This window comes from Microbulbifer pacificus, assembly GCF_033723955.1.
Taxonomy (GTDB): Bacteria; Pseudomonadota; Gammaproteobacteria; order Pseudomonadales; family Cellvibrionaceae; genus Microbulbifer; species Microbulbifer pacificus.
Window position 1 is genome coordinate 2,130,153 of record NZ_CP137555.1, and the last position, 13,661, is coordinate 2,143,813.

Annotated in this window: 13 protein-coding genes; 4 read left to right on the forward strand and 9 right to left on the reverse strand. The window is 62.0% G+C overall.

The window, feature by feature from the left end; genetic code table 11:
• Positions 1–88 precede the first annotated feature (88 nt).
• The 7 genes from R5R33_RS09180 to R5R33_RS09210 all read right to left on the reverse strand — a co-directional run bounded on the left by R5R33_RS09180 (position 89) and on the right by R5R33_RS09210 (position 6,059).
• Positions 89–835 carry a hypothetical protein gene (locus R5R33_RS09180; RefSeq protein ID WP_318952400.1) on the reverse strand — a complete coding sequence of 249 codons (747 nt, stop codon included), beginning with the start codon at positions 833–835 and terminating at the stop codon, positions 89–91.
• 81 nt (positions 836–916) lie between these two features.
• Positions 917–1,327, reverse strand: coding sequence for an ACT domain-containing protein (locus tag R5R33_RS09185; protein WP_318952401.1), 411 nt, complete (start codon positions 1,325–1,327; stop codon positions 917–919).
• A 25-nt stretch (positions 1,328–1,352) separates the two neighbouring features.
• Positions 1,353–2,339, reverse strand: coding sequence for a hypothetical protein (locus R5R33_RS09190; RefSeq protein ID WP_318952402.1), 987 nt, complete (start codon positions 2,337–2,339; stop codon positions 1,353–1,355).
• Between the two features lie 180 nt (positions 2,340–2,519).
• Positions 2,520–3,065 carry a hypothetical protein gene (locus R5R33_RS09195; protein WP_318952403.1) on the reverse strand — a complete coding sequence of 182 codons (546 nt, stop codon included), beginning with the start codon at positions 3,063–3,065 and terminating at the stop codon, positions 2,520–2,522.
• A gap of 126 nt (positions 3,066–3,191) precedes the next feature.
• On the reverse strand, positions 3,192–4,406 hold the full coding sequence (locus R5R33_RS09200; protein WP_318952404.1) for a hypothetical protein: 1,215 nt from the start codon (positions 4,404–4,406) through the stop codon (positions 3,192–3,194).
• A gap of 146 nt (positions 4,407–4,552) precedes the next feature.
• Entirely contained in the window at positions 4,553–5,230 is a 678-nt protein-coding gene (locus R5R33_RS09205) for a thiol:disulfide interchange protein DsbA/DsbL (protein WP_318952405.1), read from the reverse strand.
• 178 nt (positions 5,231–5,408) lie between these two features.
• Complete coding sequence (locus R5R33_RS09210; protein ID WP_318952406.1) at positions 5,409–6,059, reverse strand: c-type cytochrome; 651 nt, start codon at positions 6,057–6,059, stop codon at positions 5,409–5,411.
• Between the two features lie 136 nt (positions 6,060–6,195).
• Here R5R33_RS09210 and yihA point away from each other — a divergent pair, with 136 nt between their 5' ends.
• The gene (gene yihA, locus R5R33_RS09215; protein ID WP_318952407.1) at positions 6,196–6,867 is read left to right on the forward strand and encodes a ribosome biogenesis GTP-binding protein YihA/YsxC; all 672 of its coding nucleotides are present in this window, start codon (positions 6,196–6,198) and stop codon (positions 6,865–6,867) included.
• Positions 6,868–7,581: 714 nt separating this feature from the next.
• On the opposite strand, the gene polA is transcribed toward yihA, so the two are convergent.
• Positions 7,582–10,329, reverse strand: a complete 2,748-nt coding sequence (gene polA, locus R5R33_RS09220) for a DNA polymerase I (RefSeq protein ID WP_318952408.1) — start codon at positions 10,327–10,329, stop codon at positions 7,582–7,584.
• Positions 10,330–10,519: 190 nt separating this feature from the next.
• Here polA and R5R33_RS09225 point away from each other — a divergent pair, with 190 nt between their 5' ends.
• On the forward strand, positions 10,520–10,945 hold the full coding sequence (locus tag R5R33_RS09225; protein ID WP_318952409.1) for a hypothetical protein: 426 nt from the start codon (positions 10,520–10,522) through the stop codon (positions 10,943–10,945).
• A gap of 12 nt (positions 10,946–10,957) precedes the next feature.
• Here R5R33_RS09225 and R5R33_RS09230 read toward each other — a convergent pair whose 3' ends face one another.
• Complete coding sequence (locus tag R5R33_RS09230; protein ID WP_318952410.1) at positions 10,958–11,902, reverse strand: metal ABC transporter substrate-binding protein; 945 nt, start codon at positions 11,900–11,902, stop codon at positions 10,958–10,960.
• A 131-nt stretch (positions 11,903–12,033) separates the two neighbouring features.
• Here R5R33_RS09230 and znuC point away from each other — a divergent pair, with 131 nt between their 5' ends.
• The gene (gene znuC / locus R5R33_RS09235) at positions 12,034–12,855 is read left to right on the forward strand and encodes a zinc ABC transporter ATP-binding protein ZnuC (protein WP_318955716.1); all 822 of its coding nucleotides are present in this window, start codon (positions 12,034–12,036) and stop codon (positions 12,853–12,855) included.
• Positions 12,852–13,661, forward strand: coding sequence for an iron chelate uptake ABC transporter family permease subunit (locus R5R33_RS09240; RefSeq protein ID WP_318952411.1), 810 nt, complete (start codon positions 12,852–12,854; stop codon positions 13,659–13,661). Before znuC ends, R5R33_RS09240 begins: the two co-directional genes overlap by 4 nt.

Below are 13,661 nucleotides of genomic sequence, written 5' to 3' on the forward strand. Positions count from 1 at the left end.
TAACGGGTCGACTGGAGAACTGGCGCAGCTTAACACGCGCCGCCCGGTGCACGGACGCGGGGCACGGCCGGAGGAAGCAGTGGCGCGATCAGTGCCTTACGGGTGTGTCGACAAAGCTGCTGGCGACGGCGCGCTCGGCGAGCTCGTGGGCGCGATCGGCACAGAAGTCGCCATGGGCACCGAGCAAATGGAAGAACGGCAGGTCCAGCAGTCGCTCGAAATCCACCGCCAGCCAGCGCTGGTTGTTCTCGTGCTCGGGGGTTGCGCGCCGGCACCAGGCCGGCACCACCTGCATCCCCTGGTGAACGCCACTAAACCGCAACATCCACTTGCCCGCCCAGCTGCAACCGGTCCAGCCGTTCCAGTACTGCAGCGAGTCACAGGTGAGAAGCAGGCCGCCAGCCTGCGGTACCAGCAGTGCCGCTTCCGGCACCTGGCTGTGGCTGAATTCGAACACGCGCCCGCCGCTCACAGGGCATTTGCCGCTGTCGCTCAGCAACTGGTCGGCGGGAGGCAATGGATAGTGGTCGGAGTGGGCCTGGCGCCAGAAAAAGGCATTGAAGCGGTCGCGGTAGTAGAGATCGTCGCAGCCGTGGTAGAAGCCGAGGCGGACCACCTGGCGCACCTGCCCCAGATCGCACAGCCGTTCCTCGGTGACCGGACAGAGTCGCACCGGGTTCACCAACAGCAGGTCATCCCCGCTGCGCACTATTCCCATGTTGCGATTGACCACGACCCCCGGAGCGACCCGCGCCGTTCCCCGCACCACAAAAAAATCCGGCAGTAACTGGCGGATGCGGCCGTGGGGCAGCGGTGCGGGGTAGTCGATATGCATGGCCGACAGGGAGCTCCTTCGTGGCACTCCCTGCCGTCACTGCGATTTGTGTCGCTTCAGTTTAGTGTCGGCCGCCCGCACTCAGCTGTACTGCAGGCGGTTACTGATCCCGTTCAGGATCTGCATGGCCTGAGCGGTATCGCGCTCGCTCACGAGGATGTGCTCGTGATAGTGGGCGGACTCCACGTTGGCCTGAATCCCCGCGTCGGCCAGTTCCCGCACCACATTGGCGATAAGTCCCGGCACCTGCTGGCAGGAGGAAAAATGCAGGGTGATCTGGCGGAAGTCGCCGAGTGTCGCCAGGCGTTCCCGCGCCGCGATCTGCCGCGGCAGCAGAGCAGACAAGCCTTCGCGCTCGCGGAATATACACAGGCAGTCGCCGAGCAATTCCCGCAGCTGTTCCTCGCTCAACTGGCACATCACCAGGTGTTCCCGATTGAGGATCGGGCTCAGGCGCTGCAGTAGCTGATCAATCTTTACCTGTGCATTCATCGGCGGCCTCCGGGTTGAGCTGGGGTCAGTTGGAATTGCGTTTTTTGGGCTTGCGGTGTTGCTTGTCCGCCGGTTTGGCTGCGCGGTCTTTCACCCGCGCCTTGGCGCTGGGTTTTCGCTGTTGCGGCAGCTGGCCCTTGGGTTTGTCCTTGCCGGTATCTTCGGTGGGACCGAAACCCTCACCGGTGAACTCTTCACCTTCAAATTCCGGCTCGCCCTCCGCGGGGGTGGTATCTACCTGTTCTTGCTGGCGCACCGCCTCCATCTCCCAGCGGTCGAGGGCGAGATCGATATCTTTCTCAATGTCCATACGGGGAAATTCGGGACAGGGGGCGTCTTTTTCCGGGTTGTGCCATCCGGACAAGGGAGCGACGAATACCACCAGGGATTTCTGCAGGTAGTTGGCGCCGATGCTGGCCTCGGTCCAGGTGGTCTGCCACGCGTATTTGCCCCTCACCGCATAGTCGCTCTCATAGGATTTCAGGGTGAGGAAATAGGGATAGATCCGGCCGCCGCGGCACACGATGCGTCGCTCGGTCTTGATATTGGCCATCTGCGTGAACGGGTCGAAATACCAGCGGATGTCATAGCCGTAGGCAAATTTCATCGTGCCGCCCTGATCGGAGAAGGCGTAGGAGCGGCCGGTGCCATCGCGCTTCAGGCTCCACACGTGCTGGGCTTCACCATCGCGCGAGATGAGCCAGTTGCCCACCCACTGCTCCGCTTGCAACCGGGACCTGGCCTGCCAGCCGCGGTACTCGGCCTCGCCTTCATCCTCGTTGTGTGGGGTAGCTTGCCCGGTCAACGGCTTTGGCCCGGGTGCACCACCCTTGTCGGCGGGGTCAGTAGCTTTTTGCGTGGCGGACGCGCTGCCCCTGTCTCTGGTTACGGGATTTTTGCTCCCGGCAGCGCGGCTCTGGCTAGATGGACCCTGGGTGACAGCGCCGGCGCTCAGGGCGAGCGCGGCGAGCATTGCCATTAGCACGGTGGGAATAAAGCGTTGCTGTATCACAGCAGTTCTCCACTTGCGCTTTATTCGTCCCTGAAACTCGATTCGTCGATGAAGCTCGGTCCACTGCTTCACGCCGTCGGTGGGTAGCACCTGAACGCACGGGCGGCGAGGTGCTGGCCGCGGAGCCACTTTTGCCAATGCCCGCACGTTTGCCATTCGCCGCGTGGCCGGCACTGTAGATCAGTTACCCGTGGATGCCGTCTGCTGGGTGTCCTTGCCATCGGCTTGGTAAAGGTTGGGGCACGCGGCGCCGTGGTTTGGGGTCTCCCAGTTCGGCAGGCGGCGCTGGAACGCCAAAATACCGCCGTTGTGCTGGCGCCAATGACGACCATCGATCACGTTGAAGTCTAGGGTGACGGGACTCCAGCCGGTAAATTGCGCGTACACCATACCGCTGTTGCAGTGCAGCGTGCCGCCGGTGCGGATGCGCACGGTGTCGCCCTCGATGCGCCAGGAAATGGCGAAACCGTGGGTGAGCTGGCCGTCGGCGCGGAAGCCGTGGGCAAACCCAGTGCCGTCGGCCTTGAGCTGCCACACCAGCTGTTCATCACCCTGCCCGACCACGAGCCAGTTGCCGGCCCACTGGCGGGTTGCGGCCTGGTCTTCGGTCTGTTCCTGGGCGGAGGCGATGACGGGGAGCAGGAAGAACACTGCGAGCACGAGAATGTAGGCTTGCAGCAGGGATAGGAGAACGGGACGGAAGGACAACTGACGCAAAAACTTCATGCGGCACTCTTCTCTGTTGGGTTCTACGACTGGCGGTTATTTGCACAACCTAATTAAAAGCCTAGTCGTAAATCTCAACAGTGGCAGCGGAAACGACAAATTTCTTTGTTTCCGCGCCAAGTCACACTAAGCGCTGCCGACGCGCCGACGGCGGAGCCGGTACCAGAGCGCTGCGCCAAGCGCGAGCGCGGCGATAAACAGTAGTGCGCCCCATCCGTAGATGCCGCCACCGGAGGTGGGTTGCAGCTGCTCGCGGGCGCGCACCACATTGCCCTGCAGGCGCTGGAATTTTTCGATTACCTCGTTGGTGGGAGCCTGATCGAGGATGGCCACCCGCAGTTCCTGCCACTGCTGGTCCAACTGCGCGGCCAGCGCGGGGTTGCTCTGCGCCAGCTGTGGGCGGGATTCGAGATAACCCTCGCGCAACCCCAGCATCAACTGGTGGTAGGTGCTGGCGATGTCGCCGCCGCGGTAGGCGTTCTGCGCCAGGTACAAAAGACCGGCGGCGCGCGCCAGAGGGTGCTGCAGGTGGCGCGTTTCCGCAGGGTGGGCGCGCCACCACAGAATTGCGTCGCGCGCTTCCTGCGGCAGTTCCGCTGGGCGCAGCACGGCAATGCCCGGGAGACCCACCAGTGCCGGGTATTTTTCAGCCAGCTGCGGCGCGGGGGCGATTTCCGGGGCGCTGAAGCCCGCCACCAAAATGGCGAGGGCCCAGCGCTGGCGGCTGCTGAGGTCACTGTCGACGGCGCTGTTGTGGGCGTCGTTGCGGGTGGGTTCCAGCACATTGTAGAAATCGTAGAGACTGAGGTTTGCCATGCGCACCGGGTCGTCCAGGCGCCGCTCCGGTTGCGCTGCGCTACCGCGCTCGCCGTGGCAATGGCTGCAGCGGTCCTGATACAGCGCCTGCGCCTCTTCCCCAGACGGCAGCGATTCCGCGGGCGAGCGCGGCAACTGGTAGAGCGCGGCAAAGCGGTCGGCGGCGGTGTTGGCCCGCCGGCGTACCAGATCCGGGGCGGCGCGATCGGCGATCAGTCGGGCGAGCTCCTTGAGGCTGTCCTGCAGCTGGGCGCGACCGGGCCTGTCCGGTAGTTGCCGCAGCAGCGCGCTGGCGACCTCGACGTTGCTCTGCTGCTGACGGTACAGCTTGCGGTCGCGCACGACACTGTCGTCCACCGACTCCGGGTAGTCGACCGCGACGAAAGACAGCAGGCTCACTGCCTTTGCGGCGATGTCCTGTTCACTTTTCTTGTCCGGGAGCTGTTGCTGGGACCACGCGGGGGCAACCCAGGTCCACAGGGAGAGTAACAGGGCGATGGTGTAAAACGGGCGGTATCGGGTCATGCGTAAAGGCGCGGAACCAAAGCTGGCGGAATTTTTGACGGTACCCGGTTTCAGCGTAGCAGTGGCTGCGCCAGGTCAGCGGGTGATAGCGGGTAAGCGGATACAAAAAACCCCGCGCGAGGCGGGGTTTTTTGTATCCGGAGCGATCAGCCCTTTTCGGCGCGCTCTTTCTCGACCAGGTAGTCCACCACTTCCAGCATCAACTGCTGGGCTTCGGCCTTGCCCTTGTAACCGGGCAGGGAGCTGCTCACGCGGTATTTGCCTGCCACTACCATCTCCGGAGTGCCGGAGAGTTTGTAGGCGCGCTGCTTCGCCTGGCCCTGCTTGATCTTGCTGTTGATGGCGAAGGAGTTCATCAGCTTCACGGCCTTGGCACCGTCGGCGCCGTTCTTATCGAACAGCTCGGCGATCGCCGCATCGTCCGCCACCCAATCGCGGCCGTCGCGGTTGGCAAACATCTTGCGCTGCTGGGCGATGGCACCGAAGATCGGGTCGTGCATCTTGTCCAGCACACCCATGGCGTCCGCCACGTAGAACAGGCGCGCGTGGATCTCCATCACCGGCTGCCAGATGGCCGGGATTTTCACCAGCGCCACGTCGGCGGGCATCTCTTTTGTCCATTTTTTCAGCGGCGCCTCAAAGTGGTAGCAGTGACCACAGCCGTACCAGAAGAGCTCGGTCACTTCGACCTTGCTTTTGTCATCCTGGGCCACGGCCTGCGGCAATACTTCGTAGTACTCACCAGCGGCGAATTTTCCCGGGGTGTCCTGGGCGCAGGCCGCGAGGCTCAGCAGCATAGTAAAAAGGGCGACAACGGCTCTCATAGGTACTTACTCCAAACTTTTATTCTGTTTACGGCGGGCATTATCGGCCTGGTTAGCTGACGCCAGCCTGAATATAGACCCCGCGGATTATTGAAGTTCCGCGGATGCGGTGCAACCCGGCGCCCGCAAACGACAAGGCCGGTCATTGACCGGCCTTTACGCGTTGTTCGGCTACCGATTACTCGGTCAGACCGGCGACGTAGTTGGCAACCGCCTTGATCTCAGCATCGGACAACTGCTTGGCCACGCTGCGCATGATGCGGTTGTCGCCGTCGTTGGCACGGGTGCCTTCGCGGAATGCTTTCAGCTGAGCTTCCACATACTCGGCATACTGACCGGACAGACGCGGATAGCCGGCGGGGGCATTGCCGCGACCGGTCGGGGAGTGACACCCCATGCACGCGGGCACGTTGGTGGTGCTGTTGCCGGCGCGGAACACCTTGCGACCCAGCGCCAAGCCGTCGACGTTGTCGCCGTTGTTCAGCATCACGGAGAACGCTTCGGAGCCGGACAGCTGGATATTCTGGGAGGCAAAGAAGGCCGCCACATCCGCCATGTCCTGGTCACTCATGTTGTCCAGCAAACCGGCCATCTGCGGCACCTTGCGGGCACCACTCTTGATGTCGTGTATCTGCTTAAGCAGGTATTTTTCACCGAGACCGGCGAGTTTCGGAAAGGCTGGTGCCGGGCTGTTGCCATCCGCACCGTGGCAGGCAGCACATACGGCAGCCTTACCCTGCCCCGCAGCGGCGTCACCGGCAGCGTACCCAACCTGGGCAAATGCCACCATCCCCAAAGCCAGAGCGGCCTTCTTTATAATGCTGTTCATACGTCGTCCTGTTGCGCGCTGAAGTTTTGCATCCGATCTTCGTTGCTGGCAGCAACCATACGCCCGGCAGCCATCAGCGACGATAAAACCGCGGCATTATATACTTGCGCGCCATCTGAGTGTACCGGGAAGACTCATGTCTGAATCCAATCCAGAACAAATCAATTATCGCCGCGCGCAATTCCTCACCAGCGCGCCCACCCTCACCGAGTGCCCGGAAGATTCCGGTGCCGAAGTGGCCTTTGCCGGGCGCTCCAACGCCGGCAAGTCCAGCGCCATCAATGCGCTTACCAACAACGGCAAGCTGGCGCGCACCTCGAAAACCCCGGGGCGCACCCAGCTGATCAATTTCTTCTCACTGGGAGAGTACCAGCGGCTGGTGGACCTACCGGGCTACGGCTACGCCAAGGTCACCCGCACCATGAAGGACGAGTGGCAGCGCCACCTGGCCTTCTACCTGGAGCAGCGTCGCTGCCTCAAGGGCTTGGTGTTGCTGATGGATATCCGCCAGCCACTGAAGGAATTCGACCTGCAAATGCTGAATTGGGCGGTCACATCCGGATTACCGGCGCATATCCTGCTGACCAAGGCGGACAAGCTCAAAAACGGCCCCGCCAACAACGCCCGTTTTGCCGTGGAGAAAGAGCTCAAAGCCCTGAATCTCTTCACCAATGTTACGGTGCAGACCTTCTCCGCCCCCAAACGCCAGGGGCTGGAAAAGCTCGAGCAGCGCCTTAACCAGTGGCTGGCCCTGCCAGCGGCAGGGGGTGAGAGCGACGAATCCGGTGCGGACAAGGAATCAGAGTAGGCGCTCGGGGACGCCGGCGCCTGCCGGCAGATCTGCATGCAGGAAGCTTGCGCCGCCAGATTTCTACTAAACTGAAATTGAGCGCCCGATTTCCCGGCACTGAGCGGGAAGACGATGTGACCCGGAAGCTGCCGGCTAACACGGGGGGCGGATTGACCTGTCGGAACGACGGGCAAAAAAAAGCCGGCAGATTGCAGCTGCCGGCTAGGGGTCAGTGCCCTTGGGGATGGGCACCTGGGGAATGCGCCCAGGGGGACGGGCGCATCCTTGGGTTCTCACCCAAATTCCACTGCATCCGATGCACTTCCTTCAGTACAAAGACTAAGCTCGGCGGCGAAGGTTCCCCACTTTTTTCGCCGCTTCGGATGCCGGAACTGTATCCCACAATCACCCCAATCGGGGGCAAATTATTTCCGTTCTGAGACTTTATTCCTCGCAGGCGGAGAAAAACCCCTGCGCCCGTGCAATTAATAGTCACACGCAGTGGCCGCTGTGCAAAATTCAGGCAAAAAAAAAGCCCCGATGGGGGTAGTCTCGGGGCGAGGGGCTTCTGACTAAGCTTTGGGGATGATGTTGCAATCCAACGATCTGCTTCTTAGAGAGCCCCTTTTTCGGGTAGTTCCGCCAACTTTGAAAAAAGACGAAAAAAATTTAAAAATTTTTTCGCCAGGCGAGCGAGTAAAAACCGGTGGCGACACCGCCACCGGTCCAGATTCAGTGCGCCTCGTCCCAGTTCGCCCCCTCTCCCAGATCGGCAATCAGAGGCACATCCAGTTGCGCGGCCCCCTGCATCAACTCCGGAATCCGCTTCACCACCCGCTCGCGCTCGTCCGCCGGTACTTCCAGCACCAGTTCGTCGTGTACTTGCATGATCAAGCGGGTCTTGAGTTTTTCTTCCCGCAACCAGGCATCCACCGCGATCATCGCGCGCTTGATGATGTCCGCTGCGGTGCCCTGCATGGGCGCATTGATAGCGGTGCGCTCGGCGGCCTGACGCTGCATCGCGTTGCGCGAGTTGATCTCCGGCAGGTACAGGCGGCGGCCAAACAGGGTCTCGACATAACCTTTGTCTGCCGCCTGCTTGCGGGTGTTTTCCATATACGCGAGCACACCGGGGTAGCGCGCGAAATAGCGATCGATGTAAGTCTGCGCATCCGCGCGCGGGATATCCAGCTGCTTGGCGAGACCGAAGGCGCTCATGCCGTAGATCAGACCAAAGTTGATTGCCTTGGCGCGGCGGCGCTGCTCATCGCTGACTTCGTCCACAGGTACTTCGAACACCTCCGCCGCGGTGGCACGGTGAATGTCGGCCCCCTCGGCAAACGCATCCAGCAAGCCCTTGTCGCCCGACAGGTGCGCCATGATACGCAGCTCAATCTGCGAATAGTCTGCGGCCACAATCACACTGCCACCGTTGATCGTTGGATCGGCCACGAATGCCTGGCGGATACGGCGGCCCTCTTCGGTGCGGATGGGAATGTTCTGCAGGTTCGGGTCCGACGACGACAGGCGCCCGGTGGCGGCCACGGCCTGGTGATAGGAGGTGTGCACGCGGCCGGTAGCCGGGTCGATCATCAGCGGAAGCTTGTCGGTGTAGGTGTTTTTCAGCTTGGCCATGCCGCGGTACTGCATGATCAGCGCCGGCAGCTTGTGGGACAACGCCAGTTCCTGCAGCACCGGTTCCGCGGTTGAGGGCGCCCCTTTCGGGGTTTTCTTGATCACCGGGATCTGCAGTTTTTCGAACAGGATGGTGCCGAGCTGCTTGGTCGAGCCCAGATTGAACTCCTCACCCGCTTCCTCATACGCCAGCTTTTCCAGCTCACGCATTTTCTGCTCCAGCTCCACCGACTGTTTTTTCAGCATGGCCGCATCGATGTAGGCTCCGTTGCGCTCGATGCGCGTGAGCACTGGTACCAGCGGCATCTCGATTTCCTCGAGGACTTTCTCCAGGCTCGGCTCTTTGGCCAGGCGGTCACTCAGCTCCTGGTGCAGGCGCAGGGTGATGTCCGCATCTTCCGCCGCATAGGGGCCGGCCTTTTCCAGTTCGATCTGGTTGAAGGTGAGCTGCTTGGCGCCCTTGCCGGCGATGTCCTCGAACTTGATCGTGGTCTCATTGAGATACTGCTGGGCCAGGCTGTCCATATCGTGGCGGCCGGCGGTGCTGTTCAGCACGTAGGATTCGAGCATAGTGTCCCAGGCAATGCCGCGCAGCTCGATCGCGTAATTCGCCAGAATATGGCTGTCGTACTTGAGGTTCTGCCCGACTTTTTTGTATTGCGCATCTTCCAGAATCGGCTTCAGCTTGGCCAGTGCGGCGTCGAAATCAACCTGTGCCGGCGCGCCCATATAGTCGTGCGCGAGCGGCAGGTAGGCCGCCTCGCCCGCTTCCACCGCGAAGCTCACCCCAACCAGTTTCGCCTGCATGTAATTCAGGCTGGTGGTTTCGGTATCAAACGCGAACAGCTCGGCCTTCTTCAGCTTTGCCAGCCAGCGATCCAGCTCCTGTTCGTCGGTGATCACGCTGTAGTTGCGCTCTACCGCCAGCACTTCTGCCGCCGACTCGCCGCCGTCGCTCCCGCTGCCCAGCTCGTCCACCCAACCGCGGAATTCCAGCTCGGTAAACAGCTCGCGCAGCTTGTCCGTGTCCGGCTCGCCATTGGCCAGCGCTTCCGGGCGGTAGTCCATGTCCACATCGGTCTTGATGGTGGCGAGCACGTAGGACATATCGGCCGCGTCCTTGTGCTCCTCCATTTTTTTCGCGAGGGTTTTTGAACCGCGGAAGCCCAGCGGCGCGATCGCATCCAGGTTCGCGTAGATATCTTTCAGGCTGCCCAGGTTCTGCAGCAGCGCCAGCGCGGTTTTTTCGCCGACACCGGGCACACCGGGGATGTTGTCCACCTTGTCGCCCATCAGCGCGAGGAAGTCGATGATGAGCTCCGGGCCCACGCCAAATTTTTCTTTTACGCCGTCCACATCGAGCACGGTGTTGGACATGGTGTTTACCAGGGTCACCCCGGGACGCACCAGCTGGGCCATGTCCTTGTCACCGGTGGAGATGATCACTTCCATCCCGTGCTCCGCGCCCTGTAGAGCAAGGGTGCCGATCACATCGTCCGCCTCTACACCGTCGATGACCAACCGCGGCAGGCCCATGGCGTCGATGATGTCGTGGATCGGCTGGATCTGCGCACGCAGGTCGTCGGGCATCGGCGGGCGGTGGGACTTGTAGTGCTCGAACAGCTCGTCGCGGAAGGTCTTGCCCTTGGCATCAAACACCACCACTACCGGACTATCCGGATGCTCCTTCAGGTGCTTGCGCAGCATGGAAATCACACCGCGCACGGCGCCGGTGGGCTGGCCCTTGCTGGTGGCGAGCGGCGGCAGGGCGTGGAAGGCGCGGTAGAGATAGGAAGAACCGTCCACCAGGATCAGCGGCGCGGTGGTGCTTTTGTCATTACTCATAGGGAATCGGGGAATTCGGTTGCGGGTGAGTTGCTTGAGATTGGTTTAGCGTTGCTGGGCGACAGGATACCCGCGATCGGCATTTTGCGCTCGCTCCGCCGCCACCAGCGCGCCGGTCACCGCACTGGCACCAACCTCTACCCACGAGCTTCTAGGCTTGTATCAGGGATATCGCACAGAGGTAATCACAATGAAACCCCGCCTTTACCCCGCGGTGTCGCTGGCTGCGGTTATGGCCGCCGGCGCACGGGCCGAAGATCAAGCTATGGAGCATGTGGAAGTCATCGGCTATCCCACGCCGCAGGTTGCGGAGCGAGCCTCGGATAGCGAAAAGCTCGCTGCGAAGCAGGCCGAGCAATACCGCGAGGAGCTGCTGCAACTGTTGCGTGAAGCCCAGCGTAAACGACTGCAAGCGCTGCGTCTCGAAGGTGTCACCTCAAACAAGGAAACCCTAGCGGAGGAGACGCCAGCGGAACAGCAGCAACAACTGGCACCAGTGGGCGTGGAGACCGAGCCGGTCAAGCTCGAACAACCGCTCAGGCTGGAACAGAAAGCCGGCGAGGTGCAGCCGGCGCGGAAATCCGAAGGCGAACAGTCGCAGCAGGAGCCGTCCTGATTCGCAGCGCGATCACCGGCTGTGATCAGGAACCTTACCCAGGCACTGGCGCGCATCCGCCAGCAGTTGCTCCATCAGCTGGCGAAAGTTAGCACCCGCTGGCAGGGTTGAGCCCAGGGGGTCGAGGGCCTGGTAACCCAAATTGAGATTCGCCGCAGTCTGGCGGTCGCGATCATTGGCGGGAACTTCACCGAACAGGCAGCCGCGCACCGCGTCACCCTCTTCCGTGTCGCCGTTATCCGCCGGCAGCGCTCCGTGCTTTTCCAGCATGGCGCGCGCGCCGTGCTGGTGGCTGGCGGAACCGCCAAGGCTCTCTACTTTTACCCCGGCCGGGCCAAAGAACTGTGCGTAGGCCTTGTGGGTGGAGACGATGGGCGTGTCGCGATAGGCCCACAGCGCGCGGTCCTGCACCTTCTGCAGGTTGGCCATGGCGCGAGAGAAATCCCGCGCGCGCTCGCGGTAGGCATCCGCCTGTGCCGGATTCAGTTGGGCAAGGCGGCTAGCGATATGCGCGGCCATCACCGCCGCATTGCGCGGGCGTAGCCACAGGTGGGGGTCGTCCTGATCCGCGCCGTCGAATTCGTAGCCACCCGCTGCCAGCAGCCCCAACTGGCGCGCCGGCGGCAACAGCGACATCTGCCGCGCCAGTACCGACTCCATCGCCGGTCCCATCCAGATCACCAGCTGCGCCTTTTCCATCGCCATGCGATCGGTAACCTTGGGAGCGTAGTGGTGGGGATCCCCCCCCTGCACCAACTGCCGCACCGGAATGTCTTCGCCCACAATCTCACGGGTGATCAGTGCCAGTGGGCCGATGCTTACCACAATCTCGTCGCTGCCTGCCGGCTGGGTAGATTCCGGCTTGCCACAGGCCTGCAGGACCACCCCAAGCACAATGAAAGACAGGCGGATGGCGACGGTGTTCTTGAATGATCGCGGCGACAAAAACTTCAACATGACTACCCGGTTCGACGCCGGGCAGTGGGCCCGGGTTGGCGAAAAATAGTGCGATATAATCACACCCGGCTTACACTCGCCAGCCGAATTCACCCATCCTTTTTAAACGTTCACCCGATCTGGAGTCTCCCCTGAGCGCATCCGCACCGCTTATCCGCGCCCACAATATCGGCTTGGAAATCGCCGGTCGGCAGCTGCTGCGGGATATTTCCCTGGAGCTGCAGCCGGCGGAAATCGTCACTGTCATCGGCCCCAACGGCGCCGGCAAAACCACCCTGTTGCGCCTGCTGCTGGGCCTGACCAAGCCCACTTCCGGTACGGTGGAGCGTCGCCCCGGTCTGCGCCTTGGCTACATGCCCCAGCGGCTGCAGATTGACGCCACTATGCCGATGACCGTGGGCCGCTTCCTGCAACTGGGGATCGATGGGGTAAAGGTCGCGGACGCCCTCGCGCGGGTGGGCGCAGCGCAACTGGCGGGCGCGCGCCTTGCGGATCTCTCCGGTGGCGAGATGCAGCGGGTACTGCTGGCGCGGGCCGCCGCGCGCAAACCACAGCTACTGGTGCTGGATGAGCCCACCCAGGGCGTGGATGTCGGCGGCCAAAGCGAGGTGTACCAATTAATTGCGCAGCTGCGCGACGAACTGCACTGCGGTGTGCTGCTGGTCTCCCACGACCTGCACCTGGTGATGGCCGCTACCGACCGGGTGCTGTGCGTGAACCAGCACATCTGCTGTCACGGCCACCCGGAACAGGTGAGCAAGGATCCGGTGTATCTGGAGATGTTCGGCGACAAACTCGCGCTGTATACCCACCAGCACAATCACCACCACGACCTGAGCGGCGAGGTGGTGGATGACGGTGGCTGTAACCATGGACATGATCACGACCATTCTCACGGGCACCATCACACCTCACACAGCACTGCAGACAAACTGGATCAGGACGCACCGTGAACGAATTTTCCCAGCTGTTGCACAGCCAGTTTCTCTGGTTCGCCCTCGCCGCCGGATTGCTGGTCGCCCTGGTCAGCGGACCACTGGGCTGCTTCGCCGTGTGGCGGCGCATGGCCTATTTCGGCGATACCCTCGCCCATTCCGCGCTGCTCGGTGTAACCCTGGGCTTTGTTCTGCATATACAGCCCACCCTCGCAGTGGGTGCCACCAGCTGCCTGCTGGCACTACTGCTGGTGTACTTCCACCGCCACCAGAATCTGTCGGTGGATACCCTGCTGGGTATTCTCTCCCACTCCATGCTCGCGCTGGGTATCGTTACCGTGAGCCTGCTGAACATCAATGTGGATCTGCTGTCACTGCTGCTCGGAGACCTGCTCGCGGTCTCCGGCCGTGACCTGATCCTGATGGCGGCCGCTGCGTTGGTGATCGCCCTGTTGCTGTGGCGACTGTGGCCGAAATTGCTGGCGTTTACCCTGCACGAAGAACTGGCGGCGGTGGAAGGTGTGAAAATCGAGCGCGTGCGCCTGGCGCTGATGCTGATGCTGGCACTGCTGATTGCGATTGCGATGAAAGTAGTGGGTGTGCTGCTGATCACCGCGCTGCTGATCATTCCCGCGGCCACCGCACGGCGGATTTCCTCCACACCTGAACAAATGGCCGGCTTCGCCTCATTGATCGGCTGCGTATCGGTACTGCTCGGTCTCGCCTCCTCGGTGATCTGGGACAGCCCGGCGGGTCCGTCCATAGTGCTGGCAGCGGGTATCCTGTTTTTACTGGGACAGTTTTTTCACCGCGAGGCGGCCTGA

Bases quoted from the DNA above. Each gene is read 5' to 3' on its own strand.
- R5R33_RS09180 (WP_318952400.1), bottom strand. From the start codon at position 835: ATGCATATCGACTACCCCGCACCGCTGCCCCACGGCCGCATCCGCCAG.
- R5R33_RS09185 (WP_318952401.1), bottom strand. From the start codon at position 1,327: ATGAATGCACAGGTAAAGATTGATCAGCTACTGCAGCGCCTGAGCCCG.
- R5R33_RS09195 (WP_318952403.1), bottom strand. From the start codon at position 3,065: ATGAAGTTTTTGCGTCAGTTGTCCTTCCGTCCCGTTCTCCTATCCCTG.
- R5R33_RS09200 (WP_318952404.1), bottom strand. From the start codon at position 4,406: ATGACCCGATACCGCCCGTTTTACACCATCGCCCTGTTACTCTCCCTG.
- R5R33_RS09205 (WP_318952405.1), bottom strand. From the start codon at position 5,230: ATGAGAGCCGTTGTCGCCCTTTTTACTATGCTGCTGAGCCTCGCGGCC.
- R5R33_RS09210 (WP_318952406.1), bottom strand. From the start codon at position 6,059: ATGAACAGCATTATAAAGAAGGCCGCTCTGGCTTTGGGGATGGTGGCA.
- yihA (WP_318952407.1), top strand. From the start codon at position 6,196: ATGTCTGAATCCAATCCAGAACAAATCAATTATCGCCGCGCGCAATTC.
- polA (WP_318952408.1), bottom strand. From the start codon at position 10,329: ATGAGTAATGACAAAAGCACCACCGCGCCGCTGATCCTGGTGGACGGT.
- R5R33_RS09225 (WP_318952409.1), top strand. From the start codon at position 10,520: ATGAAACCCCGCCTTTACCCCGCGGTGTCGCTGGCTGCGGTTATGGCC.
- R5R33_RS09230 (WP_318952410.1), bottom strand. From the start codon at position 11,902: ATGTTGAAGTTTTTGTCGCCGCGATCATTCAAGAACACCGTCGCCATC.